The organism is Acinetobacter kanungonis, from assembly GCF_009939195.1.
GTDB lineage: Bacteria > Pseudomonadota > Gammaproteobacteria > Pseudomonadales > Moraxellaceae > Acinetobacter > Acinetobacter kanungonis.
In genome coordinates this window covers 230,576-253,478 of the sequence record NZ_JAACKC010000005.1, presented here as the reverse complement: position 1 = coordinate 253,478, position 22,903 = coordinate 230,576, and the positions used below count along the sequence as shown (strand labels likewise).

Here is a 22,903-nt window from a genome sequence, read left to right as displayed (position 1 = left end):
TTTTAAATGCAACAAATTCGCCAAAAATAACCACTTAAAATTGAATTAGACGTTCAGTGGATTGTACGGCATCGGCAAGTTCACCCAAACCGACCAATTCAAAGCCATTCGCTAAGTTATGTTGGTCAATATTGTGTCTTTTTGCATTTTCTTCATCTGTGATACCCCTTGCCAAGGCTGCACTTACACAAACAGGTAGGCGAATATCGAGCTTCTGCCACTCAGTCGTGAGATTACGTTGGTCATCAGGCACCCATTGCAGGGCGTTGGCTACCGTAACCCCATCTTGATAAAAGAAAACCCGAAAAGCTTTCTGTTGTGTATGTAACGCTTGTGCAAGCCCGAGTGCATGCCAAGCATGAATGGAAGTAGGAGCAGAGGTAATTAACAGTAATGTACTCATGGAATTCACTTAAAGGCTGTACCAATCGAAACTTGGAACGTCCAGACTTCATAAGAAAAAGGTAGTATACAATGATTTTAGTAACTGGTGGATTAGGCTTTATAGGCTCTCATGTCGCTCTTAGCTTAATGGCTCAGGGGCAAGAAGTCATTATTGTAGATAATTTGTCCAACGCCAATCTACAGACCTTAGAACGTTTGGAATACATCTCTGGGATGTATGTGCCATTTGCCAAGCTGGATATCCGGAATACGCCCGCTTTGAATAAGGTCTTCGAGCAATACACAGTGAATGCTGTAGTACACGCGGCTGGGTTCAAATCTTTGCAAGAGTCTGTGTTAAAGCCACTTGAGTATTACAATGACAACGTTAGCTGTATCATGAGTTTATTGCGCGCGATGCAACGAACGGGTGTGCGACATTTTGTGCATTTGTCAAGTTTGGCTGTATATGGTGAGTCCAGCTTAGAACTGAGCGAAGAGATGCCATTTAACTATGCTTATCCGAACCCGTATATCAAGTCTCAACAAATGATTGAGGAAATTATACGCGACACCTTTAAAACCGATGAAGAATGGAATATTGCCATTCTAAGGTTAGGTAACGTAGTCGGTGCCTTTGAGCATGGGGTTTTGGGCGAATTTGTTCAGCCATTGCCAAAAAATATTGTGCCATTGGCAATGCAAGTAGCCGCAAGACAACGTGAATATATTGATTTACACAAGAAAGCACAAACCACAGATGGTACGGTAGAACGCAGTTTTGTTCATGTGCTCGACAGTTGTGATGCCGTAATTTCCGCTTTGAAGTGGTTATATACTCAACAACACACCTGTGAAGCGTTTAATATTGCAGGTGAAGCGTATTCGATTCAAAGCTTATTGCAGCAGATTTCTAAAGTCACAGGAACGGAAATCAAGACGGTAGATACCGATTATTTCATCGCTCAGGAGCTTGATCAGGTGGGTGCCAATGCTGAAAAAGCAGAACAGTTGCTGGGATGGAAAGCCAAACGCAGTCTGACCCAAATGTTAGAAGATGAATGGCGATTCTATCAACAAACATTAAGAGCATAATCCAATCACAAAGCGAGTAAACGATAATTATTATCGTTTACTCGTGCGTCAGAATGAAATAGAATAAAAAGATTATTCAATACTTGAATAAGTACAAGATTATAGACAGATAAAGAAAGAGGTAGACATGCATACACGTATTGAACATGACACCATGGGTGAAGTTGAAGTTCCTGCAGAAGCCATGTGGGGGGCACAAACACAGCGTAGTTTGCAAAATTTCAAAATCGGTGGAGAACGTTTACCTCGTCCTATGATCCGTGCCATGGGGCTAGTGAAAAAAGCAGCCGCACTCACCAATGCAGATTTGAATCAAATCCCTCAAGAATTAGCCCACTATATTGTCAATGCCGCAGAAGAAGTGATTCAGGGGCAGTGGGATAGCCAGTTCCCATTAGTGGTGTGGCAAACAGGCTCAGGCACGCAAAGTAACATGAACTGTAATGAAGTAATTGCGAATATTGCCAATCAGAAATTGGGTAATCCTTTAGGTGCGCAAAAACCAGTCCATCCGAATGACCACGTCAACCGTGCACAATCGACCAATGATTCCTTTCCGACAGCCATTCATGTGGCAGCAAGTCTACAAATCAATGAATTACTGATTCCTGCGGTTACGCAACTGCGTAATACCTTAGATGCAAAAGCACAAGAATTTAATGATATTGTGAAAATTGGGCGTACCCATTTGCAAGATGCAACACCGTTGACGTTGGGGCAGGAGTTTAGTGGTTATGTTTCGCAGTTGGATCATGGCTTAAAACGCTTACATCAAGCGTTATCTGGACTTTATGAGCTTCCACTCGGTGGTACTGCAGTCGGTACGGGTTTAAATGCTCATCCTGATTATGCGGTAAAAGTTGCCGAGCAACTATCTCAATTGACTGGATTGCCTTTTGTCACAGCACCCAATAAATTTGAGGCATTGGCAGGTCGTGATGCTGCGGTATTTGCTTCAGGTGCATTGAAAACACTGGCGGCAAGCTTAAATAAAATTGCCAATGATATTCGTTGGTTGGCGAGTGGTCCGCGTTGTGGTTTTGGTGAAATTCGTATTCCTGAAAATGAACCAGGTTCGAGCATTATGCCGGGCAAAGTGAATCCAACCCAAAGTGAAGCCATGACTATGGTGGTGGCGCAGGTATTAGGTAATGACACGACCATTAATGTTGCTGGCGCTTCGGGTAATTTTGAGTTGAACGTGTTTATGCCTGTGATTGCATATAACTTATTGCAGTCTATTCAGTTATTGGGGGATGCATGTAATAGCTTTAATGAGCATTGTGCAGTTGGTATTGAGCCAAACCGAGAAAAAATCGATTACTTCCTGCATAACTCGTTAATGTTGGTAACAGCATTGAATCCTGTAATTGGTTATGAGAATGCCGCAAAAGTGGCTAAAACCGCTTATAAGGAAGGCAAAACCCTTAAACAAGTGGCAGTCGAGCTGCAATTGGTGACAGAAGAACAATTTGATGCGGTGGTTCGACCAGAAAACATGGTTTCTCCGAACGTTAAATAAGCTTCTGCAAAACGAAACAAGATCAGCGGTTTTTATCTGCTGCATAAGTGCGTACAATATGCATTAGATTTTTACCGCTGATGATGACCTATGCTAGACATATATTTGACAGATGTTCAGAAACGTATTCAATTTAAGGATTACCCAGGTGAGCATCCTGTTAAATTTATTCTAAATTTTAAAAAGATTTTCCCAAGTGTGATGGAACTGCTACTTCCTGTATTGCCTGAAAATGAAAATTTAGAGGAAATGACATGGGAGTCAAACACTGAAGATTTTGAATTGTTTAAATTGCTTTTAAGTGGTTGGGGTGTGATTGAACTACGTTTGACAGCCTTGGCGAAATTTAAAGACAAGAAATTTGCAGATGAGCTGGTGAAGCGTGCACAACAAAAGCGCAAGGCTGAGGCTCAAAAGCATGCAAAACTTAAAACAGTTGAGCTAGATTATCTATTTATGCACGAAATTCATGCATTGATTGATGCTGAATTGGTTGAATTGGGCGAGAAGTTCTACTTACCAACATTAAGAGAAATCTGGAAGGCTCATCTTCCAAATAATGTGCTGCAAGCTAACCTAGCTTAAGGTTTGTTTGAAAAACTTCTGATTTAAAACAAGAAACCATTTGGTCTATGAAACTAAATGGTTTTTTTTATGATCTGAATGATCGATTGCTTCAAAAATTTTAGGCTTATGCTTAATAGTGTATAAGTGCCAATTAAAGCTATTTTTTTACCAAATATAAAAAATATAGATATGAATCTTATTAACTTTTATAAGCAAGTTGGAATTGATTTTGCATAATACTGAGTAGCATTGTATGACTGGATAATTTGTATTTTTCCAGCAGAACATTCCACTTCAGCAGGAGCTATGACATGGCAAATGAATTTCTAAACTTAATTGAGCAACGCCGTACAATTTACGCATTAGGTAAAAATGTAGCGCAAACGCCCGAACACTTGACAGATCTGATCCAAAGAACGATTCGAGAAAGCCCATCTTCGTTTAATTCACAGTCATCGCGCGCCGTTATTTTATTTAATACAGAACATGAAAAGTTTTGGAACTTCGTTAAACAAGAATTACAGGCTTACGCAACTGATGAAGCTGAGGCAGCTAAAACGGCAACAAAAATGGACAGTTTCGCAGCTGGGTTGGGCACAATTCTATTTTTTGAAGATATGAGTGTGGTTGAAGACTTACAAAATCGTTTTGCTTTATATGCAGAGAACTTCCCAATTTGGGCTGAGCATTCAACCGCAATGGCTCAATTTGCAACATGGACAGCCTTACATACAGAAGGGCTAGGGGCTTCTTTACAGCATTACAATCCAATTGTGGATGCACAAGTGCATGCAGAATGGGACATTCCAAAGAACTGGAAATTGCGTGCTCAACTGGTGTTTGGTTCGATCGAAGCAGCAGCCAAAGAAAAAACATATATTGAAAATACTGAGCGCTTTAAAGTTTTTCAATAAATTGAAGGGCGATACTAAGTTTGAAAAGTCGTATCCAGTCTCTTAATTCAAGACGAAATACGTGTTTCTGCCAGTAAAAGTTTGTCGATTCCTTGAATATAAGTGATCTGATCAATAGATGAGCTGAGTTTGGCTCTGATCAACAATGGCTTTTACAATAAAAAAGAGGTTTGCATTGCAAACCTCTTTTTTTATTTAGAGCGACGTAAATTTTTATAGTCAAATAGCCTAAGTATGATTAGATCTATATTAATAAATAGCCTAAGCAAAAATTTGCTTGATTTGCTCACGCAAAAAAATATGCCTTAAATTTTCATTTAAATCTATATGCCAAAACATCCCCATTTTCATATTAGGTAAATCAGCGGGGACAGGAAAAATATTCAAAGCTGAACCGACTTGCAGGTGCGAAAGAATCGTTTCTGGCAAAGTTAAAATCGCTTGAGCATTTTGTTCTAATATTTGCAAAGCAGTTGAGTAATGCTGACAGCGCAATAAAATATTTCGATTCAACTGCTGGCGTTGCAAATACATATCTTCCAGTAATAGACCTGTACGGCGCGATGATACCCCAATGTGGGGAGATGAAAAATACTGTATTTCATTCATCTGTTTTTGCTGAGTACATGCCACAAAACGGTCATGCACCAGTGCTTGAAATTGAACTTTATCTCCAAAATTCTGTTCCAAATCCATCACAAAATCAATTTGTTGTGCAGCCAAATCGGCAACAACTGTTTTACGATCTAACTTAATACTCGTAAATTGAATATCTAGGTTAAGCTGTTGGAAGTGTTGAAAAATTCGGGGGAAAATGATCGGTTCAATTTCATCATGAACTGCAATTTTAAGTGTTTTGACCATACTTGGTTCAAAACTTTGTTTTTGCAATGAGATAGATTGGATAGCTAGAAGCGCTGTTTTAATAGTCGGATAACTTTGTTCTGCAAACGGCGTAGGCAACATCTGATTGCCTGCACGAATAAACAAGTCATCTTGCAATTGCTGGCGAAGTCGCTGTAAAGCATGACTCGCAGCAGATTGTGTGATGCTAAGCATGTGCGCAGCTTTAGAAATACTTTTCAGCTCAAAAATAGCAATAAACAATGGATAGAGATTGATATCAATTCGGTAGAACGTTGCTAAATCCATATTTGCATTATTATGAGTATTTTTCATAGTTAAAGATTAAATAAAATCATTTCATTCATAATAATTTTCAAGCTAATGTACTGTAAAGCGAAAATATACAATATTCACAGGATGAACCTATGTTTGAACTCTCAGCACGTGCCAAAGACTATATAGAACGTACCAAAGCATTTATTAAAAATGAAATTGAGCCAATAGAAACTGAATTTTGGAATGAAGTACATCACTTAAATCCCAATGGAGATTGGACTCAATGGCAATGGCCAGCACATTTAGAACAATTAAAAGCAAAAGCTCAAGCTGCGGGTTTATGGAATATGTTTTTGCCCGATCCAGTATTGGGTGCAGGGCTTTCTGTTCAAGAATATGCGCATATTGCAGAGTTAACAGGTCGTAGTTTAATTGCACCAACTGTATTTAACTGTAATGCGCCAGATAGTGGCAACATGGAAGTACTTTGGCGCTATGGCAGTGAACAACAAAAACAACAATGGTTAACTCCACTATTAGAAGGAAAAATCCGCTCGGTCTTTTGTATGACTGAACCTGCAGTGGCATCAAGTGATGCAACCAACATGCAGGCAACAGCCTTGGTTGAGGGTGATGAAATTGTCTTGAATGGACGTAAATGGTGGTCATCAGGTTTAGGTGATCCAAACGCCAAAATCATTATCTTTATGGCACATACACCAGATGAAACCAAAGATCGTCATCATCAACATTCGATGGTACTGGTTCCAATCGATGCTGAAGGTGTAACCATTGAAAGAATGTTACCCGTCTTTGGCGATTATGATGCTCCACATGGTCACGGCGAAATCAGCTTTAATAATGTGCGAGTACCAGTGTCCAACTTTATTGGCGGTGCAGGTCAAGGTTTCGAGATTGCACAAGGGCGTTTAGGACCTGGTCGTATTCACCATTGTATGCGTTGTATCGGTGCTGCGGAAAAATCACTGGAACTGATGATTGACCGTGGGATGAACCGAACTGCATTTGGAAAAGAAATTCTAAAATTGGGCGGTAACTTGGAACGTGTTGCAGAAGCTCGTGTTGCCATTGATCAGGCACGCTTATTGACTTTATATGCTGCTTATAAAATGGATACTTTGGGTAATATGGCAGCATTAACTGAAATTTCTGCCATTAAAGTAGTTGCACCAAGTGTGTTGGAAAAAGTGGTGGATATGGCAATTCAAATTCATGGTGGTGCGGGTGTTTCTCGTGATACGCCATTAACTGGATTTTTTGCTCAAGCACGTAGTCTGCGATTAGCAGATGGTCCAGATGAAGTGCATAAAGGCATGATTGCTAAACTTGAACTGAAAAAACGTGGATATGGCGCGCGGAAGAAATAAAGCTGTGGTAAAAGTAAGTAAAGCATTCATATTCTAAGAATCAGGGATAACAAGTATGTCGGCAATTGATGTTGGTGGCAGTGTACGAGAAGGTGAAGAGCTGGATGTACAAGCTGTAGAAGAATGGCTCAAGTCACAAGGCGTTATGTTAGAGGGACAAGTTGAAATCACACAATATTCTGGTGGGGCTTCAAATTGGACATATCGACTCAAATATGACAACACGGATCTAATTCTACGTCGTCCACCGAAAGGTACTAAGGCAAAATCTGCACATGATATGGCGCGTGAATATACGGTGCAGAAAAATTTAGCGCCTTTTTATCCTGTATTACCTGAGATGATTGGTCTTTGTCAGGATGAGTCAGTCTTGGGCTGTGACTTTTATGTCATGAAACGCATTGCAGGGATTATTCCACGTGCGAAACTTCCACCAGAATTACATTTTACAGAAGCACAAGTGCATCAGTTATGTGTCAATGTGATTGATAAGCTGATTGAATTGCACCAAGTCCCATTTCAAGGCACAGAGCTAGAAAAACTGGGTAAAGGTGAGGGGTATTGCCGCAGACAGGTGGAAGGCTGGGATCAGCGTTTTGAAAAAGCACATACGCTCAATGTGCCGACCTTCAAATTTGTGCGTAAATGGCTTATGGAAAATATCCCAGAAGATTCGGCAACCTGTTTGATTCATAACGATTGGCGTTTTGATAATGTCATTTTAGATCCACAAGACCCGACGCAAGTGATTGGGGTTTTGGATTGGGAAATGGCAACCCTAGGTGATCCACTGATGGATTTGGGTTCAGCATTGGCGTACTGGGTCGAAGAAACCGACAGTAAAATCTTTAAAGCCACGCGACGCCAACCCACCAACATGAAAGGTATGTTTACCCGAAAGGAGGTGGTGGACTATTACTTGGAAAAGATGGGCTTACAGCCTGAAAACTGGACCTTTTATGAAGTGTTTGGAATTTTCCGTTTGGCGGTGATTGCGCAGCAAATTTACTATCGCTATTTCCATAAACAAACCAACAATCCTGCCTTTAAGGATTTTTGGGTCATTATTCATGCCTTGCATATTCGCGCTTTAAAACTGATTGGCATTCAAAAGTTGGAAGCCAATGAAATTGCACATAAATATATGGAAAAATTTAAGGAAATTTTAGAAAAATGACCACCATTTATTTGATTCGTCATGGGCAAGCGTCTTTTGGTGCCGAGAGTTATGACAAACTTTCGGATAAAGGTGAATTACAAGCGCAACGACTGGGTCAATATTTCAAGCATATTTTAAAAGAATCTCCTTATGTGGTGGCAGGTTCCATGCATCGCCATCAACAAACGGCGCAACTGGCTTTAGCAGAATGCTTTCCGCATAGTCCAGTGGTCACAGATTCACAGTGGAATGAGTTCAACCACCAGCAAGTGTTTGCGCAATATGAACCCAGATTCAAAGAGCCACATTTATTAAAATCTGATGTCGCGCAACATGTAAATCCGCGTGCATATTTGGCAAAAATTTTTGAAGGTGCAATTGAACGTTGGACAGGCGGTGAATATCACCATGAATATGAAGAGTCATGGCCAATATTCAAAGCACGTGTTGAAACGGCATTGCAAGATTTATGTGATGAGCTTGCACAGACTAAACCTCGTTATGCGGTCGTGTTTACTTCGGGTGGCGTGATTTCTGTCGCGGCAGGAAAAATTCTGGAACTGAATCCAAATCGGACCTTTGCATTGAACTGGGCAATCACCAATACCAGCATGACCACCTTGCGTTTAGTCGGCAATGAACCGCAATTACTCAGTTTAAATGAGCATCATTTTATTAAAGCCGATGACTCAGAACTTTTAACATGGATATAACAAGGATTTGACCCATGGCAAAAACCATTTTAATTACAGGGGCAAGCTCAGGTTTGGGCGCGGGTATGGCACGTGAATTTGCGCAAAAAGGTTATAACCTTGCGATTTGTGCACGTCGTATGGAGCGTTTAGAGGCACTTAAACAAGAGCTTGAAAGTCAGTACGGGATTCAAGTTATTGCTAAAACCCTAGATGTCACCAATTACGATCAAGTGTTTGAAGTATTTAAGGCATTCCAACAAGACTTTGGCAAGCTGGATCGTATTATTGTGAATGCAGGTGTCGGACAAGGTCGTCGTATTGGTAAAGGTAATTTTGAAATTAACCGTGCAACAGCCGAAACCAATTTTATTTCAGCCTTGGCACAATGCGAAGCGGCTGTAGAAATTTTCCGAGCACAAAACTCAGGGCATTTAGTGGTAATTTCTTCCATGAGTGCTATGCGTGGCTTACCAAAACATCTTTCAACTTATGCCGCCAGTAAAGCTGCTGTTGCTCACTTGGCAGAAGGGATTCGTGCCGAACTGATTGATACGCCAATTAAAGTATCGACCATTTTCCCAGGTTATATTCGGACTGAATTGAATGAAGGTGCGAAAAAACTGCCATTTGAAGTCGATGAGAAAACAGGTTCGCATTTACTTGCAGAAGCGATTGAGAAGGCGCCAGTCAAAGCCTATGTGCCAAAGTGGCCGTGGTTGCCAATGGGCTTGGCCATGAAAGTATTGCCTTTACGTATTGTGAATAAATTAGGGTAAACCTCTTCAGACCATAAGGATATAAAGTCTTTATGGTCTACAACTAAAATTATAATAATTGATAACTTATTCATCCAATGAAGAAAAGGTATCCAAAATCTTAAAATTCCAACAATATTAGGATAATAAAATGAATAGAGAACTTCATTTTGAGATAAAGCAAGGAGTTGCTTATTTACGTTTAAATCGCCCTGAACAGGGCAATGCAATTAATTTAGCTTTAGCAAACCAGTTATTACAAGCAGCCATGCGATGTCACCATGATCCAGAAATTCGCTGTGTGGTATTAACGGGTACTGGACGATTTTTCTGTGTGGGTGGTGATGTTGCTGATTTTGCACAAGCTGATCAAAATATTTCAATATTGATTAATGAATTGGCAAGTACTTTACATTTGGCAATGTCAAGTTTAATGCGTATGAGTAAACCATTGCTGGTTATGGTCAATGGTATTACTGCTGGTGCAGGGATGGGATTATCTCTCATTGGTGATTTGGTAATTGTCGATGAAAAAGCAAAATTTACCCCCGCATATAGTGCAATTGGCTTAAGTCCAGATGCAGGTTTAACTTGGCAATTACCCAAATTGGTTGGAATGAGAAAAGCTCAGGAAATCCTGTTGTTGAATCAGACCCTGTCTGCCATAAGCGCGTTGGAATATGGACTAATTACAGAAGTTATCAGTTCTAATCAATTAGAAACTCGTGTACAAGATTTGGTTAATCAACTGATGACCAGTGCTTTGCCTGCATTGGGGCAGACTAAACAATTATTATGGGCAAGCCATCAAAATAGTTGGACTTCACATCTTGAATATGAAGCAGAAGCTATCGCGAATTTAAGTTCAGAAGTGACTGTCCAAGAACGAATTCATGCATTTTTAGATAAAAAACGTGCATAAATTTAATCTATAGATTTTTTTAACTCACATTATAAAAAAGGGAGAATTGAGCAAGTTAATAAAACGCTTCAACAAGGTTTGTAAGCTATAAAATTTAAAAATATTTGCGAATAATGATCAAATTTGACAATGGAGCACAGCATTAGAACTGGTAGGATGTGAAATATAGAGTTTTCAATAATAAGATAAAAAACTTCTATACCATTGTATTTTAAATACAAAATATAAGATCAGGAAATATAAAAAGAGGAAAAAAAGGAATGATTAAGGATATTCAGCGTGCACGACAATTGCATATTGCAGACATTATCGGAAGAAGTGCAAAGCGCCATGGAGATAAAATCGCATTAATTGACGGTGAGACAAAAATTAGCTTTAAAGATCTAGATCGACTAGTCAGTAAAATCACGGCTCATTTATATGCAGCAGGATTGAGAAAAGGCGATAAGCTGGTTTTGATGTCGCATAATTGTTGGCAATTTCCTGCAATTTTACATGCTGCTGCACGTTTAGGTGTCATCGGTGTACCCATTAATTTCATGCTGAATGCCAATGAAGTTAATTATTTACTGGAGCACTCTCAACCTAAAATGATTGTAGCTGAAGATGAATTGTGCCATGTCATCGATGAAGCAACAAGGAAGCTGACTTTTCCTCAGCCACAGAAAATTGTTTTAAATCTTAATGAAATACATGTAACTAGCGTATGGCAAAACTTTGAATATTTTTTGAAAAGTATTTCGGTTGATGTGCCAGAAATTGAGCTGAATACACATGACCCGATTCGAATGATGTATACCAGTGGAACAGAATCGTTGCCCAAAGGTGTATTATTAAATAGTGAAAGCCTTATTCTGCAATATACGACCTGTATTATTGAAGGTGAAATGAGCGCAAATGACAAAGAAATTCATGCCTTTCCGCTGTATCACTGTGCTCAGCTCGATGCCTTTCTCAATGTCGATTTATTTTTAGGGGCGACAAGTTACATTTTCAGACGTTTCGATCCTGAATTAGTATTAAGAACCATTGCCCAAGAAAAGATCACAAAGCTATTTTGCCCACCGACTGCTTGGATTGCTTTATTAAACAATGACGTCATTTCACAAGTTGACTTAGGTTCACTGGCTAAAGCTTACTATGGTGCTTCTACTATGCCTCGCACGGTCATTGAACAATTAAGACAATTACTTCCTCATATTCGCTTTTGGCAATTCTACGGTCAAACCGAAATGGCACCTGTAGCGAGTGTATTAAGTCCTGACGATCATGAACATTTTATTGAATCTGTTGGAAAGCCTGCACTCCATGTACAAACCGAAATTATGGATGAGAACGGAACTATATTACCGGTGGGGCATATTGGTGAAATTGTCCATCGCAGTTGTCACTTAACATTAGGTTATGATCAAAATATTGAAAAAACCAATGAAAGCTTTAGCAATGGCTGGTTTCATAGTGGTGATTTAGGATATTTCAATGAACATGGCTATTTATATGTTGTTGATCGTATAAAAGATATGGTTAAAACTGGCGGTGAAAATGTTTCTACACGTGAAGTAGAAGAGGTGATTTACACGTTAGAGGGAATTAAAGAGGTTGCTGTGATTGGTCTACCTCATGACCATTGGATTGAAGAGGTGGTTGCCGTGATAATTAAACATGACCATGCTGAATTAGATGAAAACAAAATCTTGCAGCACTGTCGTACTCGGTTATCAAGCTATAAAGCCCCGAAAAAAGTCTTTTTCAGGACTGAATTACCTAAAAATGCGAGTGGAAAAATACTCAAGCGGGAACTCAAAAATTATTATAAAAATATGCAAAATGCGATCGCATAAGGTTTAAATCAACCAATTAATGCAAGATGAGCCAACTTCACACATGGGGTTGGCTTTATCTAGATCAATTCCAAAATTGGTAGCGAGTCAAAATACGAAAAGTACTTATAAAATTAAGGTAAAATATTGCACAATAAGGAAAGTTAATGCTTTTGGTAATCAAGAAGTTCTAAGCTTCATAGTCTAAATATTTACTTTTTTGATTCTTACCATGTCTGTAATAGAAACCCATCCGCTTGAACCATTTTTACCAGCAGAAGCAAAGTTGTTAATGTTGGGTAGTTTCCCGCCACCGAAGACACGCTGGAAAATGGATTTCTATTATCCGAATTATCAAAATGACATGTGGCGCATCTTTGGACTGATATTTTTTCAAGATAAAGACCATTTCCTTGATCTGAAAAATAAGAATTTTTATGAACAGAATATTCGTGATTTTCTCATCGGAAAAGGCATTGCGATTTTTGATACAGCGTACCAAGTTGTCCGTTTAAAAGAAAATGCCTCTGATAAATTTTTACACATCGAAACACCGACAGATTTAACCGCTCTGTTGGCTCAAATTCCACAATGTCAAAGCATTGTCACTACGGGTGACAAAGCCACGGATACACTGATGCTTTCAATGCCTGAAGGCACTGAAAAACCAATCATAGGCAAAAGTTCTGAAACTGTTTTTGCTGCGCGAGAGCTTAGCTTATTTAGAATGCCATCTTCTTCACGTGCCTATCCATTGGCTTTAGAGAGAAAAGCTGAAGCATATCAACAGCTTTTTGCGAAGATTGGTTTGCTTGATTAATTTGAAGCTTTGCCTTTTGCAAAACTTAGGCATATTTTTTGGCATAAAATACGCAAATAATCACCGCAAAACACACCACAATCATGGCGAAGTCGATTGCTTCATGTAGGAACACAGCGCAAAGTATTAGCCCAAGGAAAGGTTGCAACAGTTGGATTTGTCCAACGCGTGCAACGCCACCCATTGCCAAGCCTTTGTACCAAAAGACGAAACCAATCAGCATGCTAAACAAGGAAACATAGAATAATCCCGCATATGCTGTCACTGGAATAGCATCCCAATCTTGCGGAAAATAGACTCCGAATAAAAGTAGCATTAAGGGCAAGGCAATAATCAGTGCCCAGCAAATCACTTGCCAACCTCCCAGTTGTTTAGACAATTGTCCACCTTCGGCATATCCTAAACCACAAGCCAATACCGCAATTAACATGTATAAATCACTACGGAAATGGAAGGCTTGCTGGTCTTGAAACCACATAAATAGCGCGACAAAGCTACTTCCTAAGATTGCAGATAACCAGAACTGAATAGAGGGTTTTTCACCTGCACGCTGTACAGCGAAGATTGCCGTTGCGAGCGGCAGCAAAGCGACAAAAACAAGGGCACGAGCCGCCGTTATGTTTTCTAGGGCAAGTGCAGTAAAAAAAGGAAAACCAAAGACTACACCTAAAGCAATCAGGACTAAGGATCTAATTTGCTTAATATTTGGAATAGGCTGTTTAAAAACATACAAACAGAGAATGGCAAATATTGCAGCGATTACAGCGCGTGCGCCAGTTAGGAATTCGGGACTAAAACCTGAAACGGCAAGTCGTGTAGCAGGCATAGAACCCGCAAAAATAATGACGCCCAATAGCCCATGTATCCATCCAAGATTACTTTGTTTCATGCCTTAAACGCTCTAATATTTATGCTTCCATTACAAAGCAATCCAGCGGTTTGAGACAGATACAATCCAGTACAATTTAAAGAAACTGTATTGGTATACAATAGCGACTGTCTTGAAATAAGTATTGATAACCAGCCTATGGATACGCAAAGCAAAATTGAGATCGTGATGACGCAGATTAAATCACATATTGCGAATCAACGTTTTGTTGCTGGGTCACGCTTACCTTCGGTACGGCGTTTAGCTCAGGAAATGCAATTTTCAATTTCTACTGTGGTAGAAGCTTATGCGCGCTTGGTTACCGAGGGTGTGCTTGAAGCAAGGGCAGGATCTGGGTTTTATGTGAAGGGTCAGGCACAAGCTCAAAAAGTAATGGCTACTCATTTTCAATATGACCGAGAAATTAATCCGCTATGGATTTCACGGCAATCTTTAGATGCTAATGATGAAATGCTGAAACCAGGTTGCGGCTGGTTACCTCCTGAATGGATGCCTGAAAGTAGTTTGCGTAAAGCACTTAAACAAGCTGCAAAATCCTCAATCAAAATGTTAGTTGAATATCCAATCCCGCATGGTCATGTGGGTTTAAGGCAGTGGATTGCACGTAGAAATGCGCAATATGAAATACAGGTTGATCCTTCGCAAATTTTAATTACGGATTCAGGGACTCAAGCGATTGATTTGATTTTCCGGGTACATTTACAGGCTGGCGATGTGATTCTGGTAGATGATCCATGCTATTTCAATTTCCAAGCCTTAATTCAAGCCCACCATTTGCAGGCCATCGCGATTCCATTTACAGCCCAAGGTCCAGATATAGAGGAGTTTGAAAGGGCATTACAATATCAACCCAAACTCTACTTAACCAATTCAGGTATTCATAATCCTACTGGGGCAACACTATCCATTCAAAGAGCATATCAAGTTGCAAAATTGGCAGAGCAGGCAAACCTGCTCATTGTGGAAGATGATATTTTTTCAGAATTTGAGTATCTGCCCGCACCACGCTATTCCACGCTGATGGGATTTGATTTGGTTATTCAAATTGGGAGTTTTTCCAAAACCTTAACTGCATCACTCCGCTGCGGCTATATTGTTTCTAATCCTCAAGATATCGAAAAATATATTGATCTGAAAATTGCGACGAATTTTAGTAGTGGGCATTTAAATGCGGAAATCATCTATTCAGCACTAATGGACAGCCAATACATCAAACATATTGAGTCATTAAAGAAGAAGCTCAATAGTAGTATGAGCACCTGCATTCAACGGTTAAGACAACTCAATATTGAGCCAGTTCTGATTCCGAAAGCTGGCATTTTCCTTTGGTGTCGTTTGCCTGAAATGATGGATGCGGCTGAATTGTCACGGCGGTGTTTACAGCACGGTTTAATCTTGGCACCCGGGCATGCTTTTAGCCAATCTGCCCATGCCAAACATTTGATGCGGTTTAATGTCGCGCAGTGTATGAATCCGAAAGTATTCGATATTCTAGCTGAGGTCATGCATAGCTTTAATCGTGATTCAACATAGTGTTTAGGCCATACAATCCCACGCAATCCAATAAATAACAATAGCTTAAAGATAAAAATAGATGTAATGACAAAAGCATTACATCATCCATTCAATTGGCAAATATGACAAACTTTTAAAGGCAAAGCGCTGGAATTTGGTCGTGTGCGGGTCTACATCATAGGTTGTCGTTTTCCCATTTGCATGATGTTCAATCCAAATGATTTCACCTTCAGTATTCAATTTTAACTCGTAGGCAATCTCTGGCAAGTAGCGATCCAGCGCATGCGTGACCCGATTTTGTAAAGGATCAGATTCCACCATTAAACCTACTTCTGTATTTAAGTTGACAGAACGCGGGTCAAAGTTAAACGAACCAATAAAGACTTTCCCATCAACGTCAAAAAATTTGGCATGTAAGCGTGATGAACTTTTCCCTTTGGCAGGAATGACATTTCCAGTTAATACTTCATACCAAGTTCGCTGTTTACGCTCGATATCAGGCTTAAACTCATAAAGCTGAACGCCATTTCTTAAAAGGTCTTTACGATATTTTTGATAAAAGGCATGCACTAATGCGACATCATTGGCTAAGTAAGCATTGGTTAAGACGCGTATTTTTATATTTTGATGAGATAAATCTTTCAGAAAAGCGGTTCCATCTTTGGTAGGAACAAAATAAGCGGAAACCAATTCTAAATGTTGTTCTGGTGTACCCATGGCCTGTTTTAATTGTGAATAGAGCAGCTTATCGTGTTCTATATTGCCCAAAGTTTTTTCAGGGTAGTCGCCCATAAACTGTGCTTTTACCCATTCCACTTTACGTTCACGTAACTGGGACATAATTTGCTTTTGCGCAAAATCAAGTCGGGTTTTGAATTGATCTTTTTCCAGATCATTCATTGCATGACCTTTACGCAGTTCATCGAGTTCCGCAGTCGTACCAACGCCAATCAATTGTTGCACTGAATAGCTTAAATCATTGTTCCAAAAATTAATAAAAATCTGATTGGCTGATTTTACCGCATTGCCAAAGAACAAGATGTCCATATCGGTAAACTGGAATTCATCACCTGCATCAAAATATTCACGACTGATATTACGTCCACCAGTGACCGCTATAGCACCATCAGCAATAATCAGCTTGTTATGCATACGATGATTAATTTGCTTCAATCGCAAGGCATAATCCATCACTCGGAAATTCCGATATTTGTAGGGATTATAAAGTTTGATCTCGAAATTTGGATGTGCGACCAGTTTTTCTAATATTGGATCTAATTTGGTCCCGTTTTGGTCATCAATCATCAGACGTACTTTCACGCCACGATCGGCTGCTTTTAACAGTTCCGATAGCATCATGTGACCGAGGGAATCATCCTCCCAAATATAATATTGCAAATCGAGCGTATATTTTGCTTCACGAATTAAATGAATACGTGAAGCAATGCTCATAAAGGCATCATCCAGTGCTAAATAGGCAGTCAGACCCTGTTGCAGTTGAGCATCAACATTTTGGCGTTGTACCCAATGCTCCGTATGGTAGCCTGAGGCAGACTCTTTCTTGGCCTGATTGGGTGGGAGACTACATGCGGTGAGTGACCCCATGCCTGCACATAATAATAAGGAAAAGTATCGGTTATTTTTTTGCATGTTGTTCTAATTCATTATTACCAATATAAGCACATATTATCATGCTGTTATGGTTGAATTAAGGTTTTAAAAGCGGCAACTGTAGTGCAACTGTTAAATAGAGATCAGCAAGATTGCATATGGCAGGAAATTTAGTGCTTGTAACGCTTAGATCAGCATGCTTACTTTCAACGATTAAAATTGAAGTTATAACGCCCTTAATACTAAGAAATGAAGTATCGATTTAAATGATTCATACCATTGTAGGCTGGCTACCATTATTTATAGAAGTCATCTTAAATGTATTTTCTCTGCAGTATCGGCAAATTTAGGCAGGGTATTAGAAAAATGAATAAAGCTTTTGATTAGAGATACAGGTCCATCAGTCCTTTCAATTTTAGGTTTCCAACAAGTTCTCACGTCAATTTTCAAACATCAGCAACTTCTTGTTTTTCATATCTCGTAAATAAAGGACATGAATTCGATTGGCAAAAACTAACATATTGTTAGACAGAAAATGATAATAAATGCCAAATGATATGTTTTGTCCTCATCTGACATAGAGCAGGAAATCAGTTAAATTTATTGTTGAATCAGAAATAAAAGACAGTTGTATAAAAATATAGACTGATTCAGATGAGTACAATTATGGGAAATCATGTGAAATATAAACCTGAATGGGTACGTGAAGATTTCGTAGATTTTGTCGCGGAAAAACTTCATTCCACTTGGGCTTGGAAAAAAGTCAAAGCTCAGCTCATTGCGCGCAAAGCAATAAGTGATGATTTTTTTCAATTACAGCTAAGACCAAATCAGAACTTTAGACATGAGCAAGCTCAGGCAGGGCAAAGCCTACTGCTCACGGTTGTGATCGCAGGTGTTCGGCAGCAGCGTAGCTATTCCCTGGTCGAAATCCTCGACAATGGAGATTTACTAATTGCGGTTAAGCAACAAGGATTAGTATCCAATACAGTGACTCAGCTTGCTTTGGGCGCAGTCGTCGAAATTTCACAAGCTCAAGGTAAGTTTGTGTTGAAACAGCACTCAGGAACAGCAACGCTTTTCCTTGCCTCTGGTAGTGGGATTACAGCGATTTATGCTTTGCTAAAACAGGCTTTGACTTCGACAAATGCTCCTGTCGATTTGCTGTATTTTAATCGTGACAATGCTTACCATACAGAACTAGAAGCTTTAACTGCGCAATATCCACAGTTTAAATACCATCCTTTCAATACCTTGCAAAATTCACAGCACTTAACCGAGACATTACTACAGCAATTCGTACCAGACTATCAGCATCGTGAGTGTTATGCATGTGGTGCACACAAAATGATGCAAAGTGTGCAACAGCTTTATGCAGATCACAGTATTTCGCATTTGCTCAAGACAGAATTTTTTCAAATTAAGATTGATGAAACCCTTGAAGCACAGCCCGTAACATTTTTACGTGCCCAGCAAGAGTTTTTCGCTGATACCAATTTGCTCGAAAGTGCAGAAAAAGCTGGGCTTAAACCTGCCCACGGTTGTCGCATGGGTATTTGCAATACGTGCTCGTGCACCAAAGTTCAGGGTGAGGTACGCAATGTGCTTACGGGGGAAGTGGATGAGCAGAGCAATACTCAAATCAAACTCTGCATTTCACAGGCAATTAGCCCTGTAGTCATTAATTTATAAGTGTTAAATAGGGACAAATAAAATGAATAAACCCGTAAATTTTCAAAGCAGCAGTAAATCACGCTATTTAAGTGATGAAGAAATTCAATCCTTTGGCGTCAAGGTCGAAGCCATTCGCCGCGAAACAATGCAAAGTTTGGGCGAACAAGATGCTGCGTATATCTACAAAATCCGAAATTTTGTCCGTTATAGTGAAATTGCTTCTCGCGGCATGTTGATGTTTGCAGGTTGGCTGCCGCCTGTGTGGCTAATGGGGACAGGATTATTAGGCATCTCCAAAATTGTCGAAAACATGGAGTTGGGGCATAACGTCATGCATGGTCAATTTGACTGGTTGAACGACCCGAGCCTAAACGGTGCAAACTATGACTGGGACACCATTGCCACAGGTGATGACTGGAAATATACCCACAATTATGTACACCATACTTATACCAATATTGTTGGTAAGGACCATGATGTGGGCTATGGTTTGATTCGTGTCAGTGAAAGTCAGCTGTGGGAACCCCGATTTTTATTCAATATTCCACTTGCCATCCAGTTAATGGTTTTCTTTGAGTGGTATGTGGGCGTACAGAATTTACATCTGGAAGATGTGTTGGTGTATAAAACCAAAACATGGGGTCAAGTTTGGCAGGATGCAGTCAAATTACGAAAGAAAGTGAAGCGACAGGTGGTTAAAGATTATGTGTTCTTTCCCTTAATTGCAGGACCGAATGCCATTCCAGCTTTTGCTGGAAATGCAGTCGCCAATATTATCCGGAGCTTATGGGCTTCAGCTGTGATTTTTAATGGGCATTTCACTGAAGATGCGGAAACCTTTGAGCTAGACAATACCGAAAATGAAACCCGTGCAGAGTGGTATTTACGCCAAATTCGAGGTTCGAGCAATTTCACTGGCACACAGTGGTTGCATATTCTCAGTGGAAATTTAAGCCATCAAATTGAACACCATTTGTTCCCAGACATGCCAGCCAACCGTTATGCAGAAGTCGCACCCAAAATTAAAGCGTTATGTGCAGAGTATGGCATCCATTACAACGAAGCCAGTTTTACGCGACAATTTGCCAGTGTATGGGTTCGACTTGCCAAATGTTCTTTACCCAATGACTGGAAAGCCGAATTGAAAAAAAGCTGGAAAAAGTTTGCGCAGCGCTGGGTTTAAGCTGTAGATCACATAGTTGATTGATAAGTAAAAGTTACTTTAGGCATAACTATTTTTCGTAAAATAAAGGTTGTCAAACGTGGGAATAAAGCGTATTTTTATTTTCAGATACTTTTTTGATGAAACAAAGATGTTAAAGCAACCTTTAATCACAAACGCTTATTTTTATTTCTGGCAGTTTAGATAATTGCCTGAACGCGTTTGGGCAAAATAAAGGTTGCCCACCAGTTAATACCTGATCGGCAACCCCGGTCAGGTTTTTTTATGCTTTGTTTTTTATAATTTTTTTAGGAGATTCTCATGTACGCATTTAACACTTCATATTTTAGCAACGGTTATTGGTTTTACTTTAGTCAGTTTATGACTCAATCCTTATCGTCCCGTAGACCCAAAACGCACAAATAAAAGATCGGACTGATTCAACAGTCCAAAGGAAAAAACCGATGAACGCTCTAAATACTGCACTACAACATCAACCGACTTCACAAGAAACACTATTGAGTTTGCCTCAGCAACTCAAAGCACAACTTCCTCTTTCTGCGTCACTTGCGGCTCAGATTGCCGAACATCGTCAAACTATTCAAAACATTCTGGCTGGTACAGATCAACGTCTTTTGGTCATTACTGGACCTTGCTCTATTCATGATCCTGTTGCTGCTTTGGAATACGCGCAAAAATTACAACACTTACAAGCGCAAGTTTCTGATCAAATTTTTTTGGTAATGCGTGCTTATATTGAAAAGCCACGTACAACAGTAGGCTGGAAAGGCTTTATGTATGATCCTGATCTAGATGGATCATCAGATTTACAAGCGGGCTTAGAACAGTCACGCCAACTGTATCTTCATATTATTGAAATGGGTTTGCCGATTGCGAGCGAGATTTTAAGTCCAATGGCAACGGCTTACTTTGATGATTTACTGGCTTGGGGAGCAATTGGTGCACGTACCAGCGAATCACAAATTCATCGTGAAATTGCAAGCCAAATGCCGTACAGCATTGGTTTTAAAAATGGGACAGATGGTTCAATCCAAATTGCACTGGATGCCATTCAATCTGCGTCAAATGTGCATCAATTCTTGGGCATGAGCCAATCGGGTCTACCTTGCGTGTTGCAATCACATGGCAATCCACTGGCACATTTGATTTTACGTGGTTCAAATACAGGTCCGAACTATCAGGCTGAAGAAATCAGCAAAATCAAAGCAAAAGTAAAAGGGGATTTGCCTGCGCTTGTGATTGATTGTAGCCATGGCAATAGCAGCAAGAATCCTGCATTACAGCCAGCGGTGCTACGCCAAATTGTGAAGGAACGTGCAGAAACTCAAGTACGTGGTGTCATGCTGGAAAGTCATTTGGTTGAAGGCAATCAAAAGATTTCTTGTGACATTATCTACGGACAATCTGTAACTGATGGTTGTATTGGTTGGGAAAAAACAGAACAACTCTTGTTGGAAGCGGCTGCGCAGTTGAAAGCACAGCAACACTAAAATGTAATTGTGAAATTGCTCGTTCTAAGCCCCTGAAAAGGGGCTTTATTTTTATCTTACTTTTGGTGATGCGCTTACACAAAATTTATAAAAGATAAGGCTCAGCAATACAATCACGGCACATAGGATATAAGACACGCTATAGCCTTGTGCGGTAATTAAAATACCTAAGAGAATTGAACCTAAAGCAATTCCTAAATCGTAAAAGGTGAAAAAGGTTGAGGTTGCATGACCAATACGCTGTGGTTCTGCGCGTTGAATGGCAAGTGTTTGTAAACACGGTTGTACCGACCCAAATCCCATCCCAATCAGAACTGCTGCAAACATAAATCCGATTAAACTATCAATTTGGCTAAGGATAATTAAACCCAGTGAAAATAAAGCCAAGGCGGGATAAATCACATAACAAGGACCTTTGCGGTCATAAATTTTGCCTGTGAAGGGGCGTAGGCTCATCATCGAAATAGCAAATACGATAAAGAACAGACTGGCATATGCCAATAAGTTTTTTGAGGATGCATAAGTCGAGATAAAGGACATAATGCTGGCATAAGCAAAAGACACCAGCATCGCCATGACTGAAACAGGCAAGGCTTTTTTCTCGATAAAATCATGCACGGTTAAGCGTTTCTTTGCTTGAGTATCTTTCGGTGTAACTGCCGTACGAATCGGAATTAAGAAACAAAACACAAAACCAAGGCAGACAATAGCGGCTAGAATCGTCGCGACCAGCGCATAAGAGAGAGGCTGAATTAAAGACAGTCCAATTAAGGGCCCCAAGACAATACCCAAATTGACTGACATTACAAAATAACCCATGCCTTCGCCACGACGAGAATCTGGAATAAATTCATTAGCAATAGGAACGGTCACGGTGGTTAAAATACTGAACCAGATGCCGTGCAAAAACCTTAACCAGAGCAAGACTTGTAAGTTATCAGCAAAGATATAGGCAACTGAAAATAGACAAAATAAAAACTCGGAAACAAAAAGAGTTTTCTTTCGACCAAATTTTTCTATGATGAGCCCACTAAACGGACGCACTGCAATAGATGATGCCATGAATAAGGTCATGGCAAGCCCTGCTTGAGCCAGACTGCCGTGCAAGTCTTTTAAAATATAGATGGGTAAGATGGTGGTTTGGGCAAAATAAAAGACGAATAAAAATAAATTATTGGCCAAACATAGAATAAAAGACTTATTCCATAGTTGAACAGAAGTTGATTGCGACATAGTTAACCTAGAACGAAAAAGGGAATCATGACAATGCTGTTATCACTTTTTATGTATTCCCTGTGGGTATCAAGGTCATGAAGATGTGCTCATATCATAAACAATTACAGTGGATAAATAAAGTAAACTGATATTTTGTAAAAAT

20 protein-coding genes are annotated in these 22,903 nt (G+C 39.8%); 15 read left to right on the top strand and 5 right to left on the bottom strand.

Annotation, left to right across the window (positions count from 1 at the left end):
• Positions 1 to 34: 34 nt before the first annotated feature.
• On the bottom strand, positions 35 to 403 hold the full coding sequence (gene tusD, locus GWK51_RS12030; protein ID WP_142768689.1) for a sulfurtransferase complex subunit TusD: 369 nt from the start codon (positions 401 to 403) through the stop codon (positions 35 to 37).
• A 71-nt stretch (positions 404 to 474) separates the two neighbouring features.
• On the opposite strand from tusD, the gene galE reads away from it, so the two are divergent.
• The 4 genes from galE to GWK51_RS12010 all read left to right on the top strand — a co-directional run bounded on the left by galE (position 475) and on the right by GWK51_RS12010 (position 4,482).
• Positions 475 to 1,479, top strand: a complete 1,005-nt coding sequence (gene galE / locus GWK51_RS12025) for a UDP-glucose 4-epimerase GalE (protein ID WP_161933892.1) — start codon at positions 475 to 477, stop codon at positions 1,477 to 1,479.
• 127 nt (positions 1,480 to 1,606) lie between these two features.
• Positions 1,607 to 3,001, top strand: a complete 1,395-nt coding sequence (gene fumC, locus GWK51_RS12020; protein ID WP_161933891.1) for a class II fumarate hydratase — start codon at positions 1,607 to 1,609, stop codon at positions 2,999 to 3,001.
• Between the two features lie 90 nt (positions 3,002 to 3,091).
• Positions 3,092 to 3,586 carry a hypothetical protein gene (locus GWK51_RS12015; protein ID WP_161933890.1) on the top strand — a complete coding sequence of 165 codons (495 nt, stop codon included), beginning with the start codon at positions 3,092 to 3,094 and terminating at the stop codon, positions 3,584 to 3,586.
• Positions 3,587 to 3,879: 293 nt separating this feature from the next.
• Complete coding sequence (locus GWK51_RS12010) at positions 3,880 to 4,482, top strand: nitroreductase family protein (RefSeq protein ID WP_161933889.1); 603 nt, start codon at positions 3,880 to 3,882, stop codon at positions 4,480 to 4,482.
• A gap of 261 nt (positions 4,483 to 4,743) precedes the next feature.
• Here the strand turns inward: GWK51_RS12010 and GWK51_RS12005 are convergent, their stop codons facing one another.
• On the bottom strand, positions 4,744 to 5,661 hold the full coding sequence (locus tag GWK51_RS12005; RefSeq protein WP_161933888.1) for a LysR family transcriptional regulator: 918 nt from the start codon (positions 5,659 to 5,661) through the stop codon (positions 4,744 to 4,746).
• A 92-nt stretch (positions 5,662 to 5,753) separates the two neighbouring features.
• On the opposite strand from GWK51_RS12005, the gene GWK51_RS12000 reads away from it, so the two are divergent.
• The 7 genes from GWK51_RS12000 to GWK51_RS11970 all read left to right on the top strand — a co-directional run bounded on the left by GWK51_RS12000 (position 5,754) and on the right by GWK51_RS11970 (position 13,163).
• On the top strand, positions 5,754 to 6,992 hold the full coding sequence (locus tag GWK51_RS12000) for an acyl-CoA dehydrogenase family protein (protein WP_161933887.1): 1,239 nt from the start codon (positions 5,754 to 5,756) through the stop codon (positions 6,990 to 6,992).
• 55 nt (positions 6,993 to 7,047) lie between these two features.
• Positions 7,048 to 8,169 (top strand): phosphotransferase family protein, encoded by a 1,122-nt coding sequence (locus GWK51_RS11995; RefSeq protein WP_161933886.1) that lies wholly within the window; start codon positions 7,048 to 7,050, stop codon positions 8,167 to 8,169.
• Positions 8,166 to 8,864 carry a histidine phosphatase family protein gene (locus GWK51_RS11990; RefSeq protein ID WP_161933885.1) on the top strand — a complete coding sequence of 233 codons (699 nt, stop codon included), beginning with the start codon at positions 8,166 to 8,168 and terminating at the stop codon, positions 8,862 to 8,864. The genes GWK51_RS11995 and GWK51_RS11990 overlap by 4 nt, the downstream gene beginning before the upstream one ends.
• A gap of 14 nt (positions 8,865 to 8,878) precedes the next feature.
• Positions 8,879 to 9,622 carry an SDR family oxidoreductase gene (locus tag GWK51_RS11985; protein ID WP_161933884.1) on the top strand — a complete coding sequence of 248 codons (744 nt, stop codon included), beginning with the start codon at positions 8,879 to 8,881 and terminating at the stop codon, positions 9,620 to 9,622.
• A 130-nt stretch (positions 9,623 to 9,752) separates the two neighbouring features.
• Positions 9,753 to 10,523 carry an enoyl-CoA hydratase/isomerase family protein gene (locus GWK51_RS11980; protein WP_161933883.1) on the top strand — a complete coding sequence of 257 codons (771 nt, stop codon included), beginning with the start codon at positions 9,753 to 9,755 and terminating at the stop codon, positions 10,521 to 10,523.
• Between the two features lie 260 nt (positions 10,524 to 10,783).
• Positions 10,784 to 12,364: a fatty acyl-CoA synthetase gene (locus GWK51_RS11975; RefSeq protein ID WP_161933882.1), complete on the top strand. Its 1,581-nt coding sequence runs from the start codon at positions 10,784 to 10,786 to the stop codon at positions 12,362 to 12,364.
• Positions 12,365 to 12,575: 211 nt separating this feature from the next.
• Positions 12,576 to 13,163, top strand: coding sequence for a uracil-DNA glycosylase family protein (locus GWK51_RS11970; RefSeq protein WP_161933881.1), 588 nt, complete (start codon positions 12,576 to 12,578; stop codon positions 13,161 to 13,163).
• Positions 13,164 to 13,188: 25 nt separating this feature from the next.
• On the opposite strand, the gene GWK51_RS11965 is transcribed toward GWK51_RS11970, so the two are convergent.
• Positions 13,189 to 14,052, bottom strand: coding sequence for a DMT family transporter (locus GWK51_RS11965; RefSeq protein WP_161933880.1), 864 nt, complete (start codon positions 14,050 to 14,052; stop codon positions 13,189 to 13,191).
• Positions 14,053 to 14,190: 138 nt separating this feature from the next.
• Here GWK51_RS11965 and GWK51_RS11960 point away from each other — a divergent pair, with 138 nt between their 5' ends.
• Entirely contained in the window at positions 14,191 to 15,585 is a 1,395-nt protein-coding gene (locus GWK51_RS11960) for an aminotransferase-like domain-containing protein (protein WP_161933879.1), read from the top strand.
• Positions 15,586 to 15,663: 78 nt separating this feature from the next.
• Here the strand turns inward: GWK51_RS11960 and GWK51_RS11955 are convergent, their stop codons facing one another.
• On the bottom strand, positions 15,664 to 17,172 hold the full coding sequence (locus GWK51_RS11955) for a phospholipase D family protein (RefSeq protein WP_235941137.1): 1,509 nt from the start codon (positions 17,170 to 17,172) through the stop codon (positions 15,664 to 15,666).
• Between the two features lie 672 nt (positions 17,173 to 17,844).
• On the opposite strand from GWK51_RS11955, the gene GWK51_RS11950 reads away from it, so the two are divergent.
• The 3 genes from GWK51_RS11950 to GWK51_RS11940 all read left to right on the top strand — a co-directional run bounded on the left by GWK51_RS11950 (position 17,845) and on the right by GWK51_RS11940 (position 21,525).
• Positions 17,845 to 18,870 carry a flavin reductase family protein gene (locus tag GWK51_RS11950; RefSeq protein ID WP_161933877.1) on the top strand — a complete coding sequence of 342 codons (1,026 nt, stop codon included), beginning with the start codon at positions 17,845 to 17,847 and terminating at the stop codon, positions 18,868 to 18,870.
• A 22-nt stretch (positions 18,871 to 18,892) separates the two neighbouring features.
• Positions 18,893 to 20,035: a fatty acid desaturase family protein gene (locus GWK51_RS11945; protein ID WP_161933876.1), complete on the top strand. Its 1,143-nt coding sequence runs from the start codon at positions 18,893 to 18,895 to the stop codon at positions 20,033 to 20,035.
• A gap of 443 nt (positions 20,036 to 20,478) precedes the next feature.
• Complete coding sequence (locus tag GWK51_RS11940; RefSeq protein ID WP_161933875.1) at positions 20,479 to 21,525, top strand: 3-deoxy-7-phosphoheptulonate synthase; 1,047 nt, start codon at positions 20,479 to 20,481, stop codon at positions 21,523 to 21,525.
• A gap of 51 nt (positions 21,526 to 21,576) precedes the next feature.
• Here GWK51_RS11940 and GWK51_RS11935 read toward each other — a convergent pair whose 3' ends face one another.
• Positions 21,577 to 22,758, bottom strand: a complete 1,182-nt coding sequence (locus tag GWK51_RS11935) for an MFS transporter (protein WP_161933874.1) — start codon at positions 22,756 to 22,758, stop codon at positions 21,577 to 21,579.
• Positions 22,759 to 22,903 lie beyond the last annotated feature (145 nt).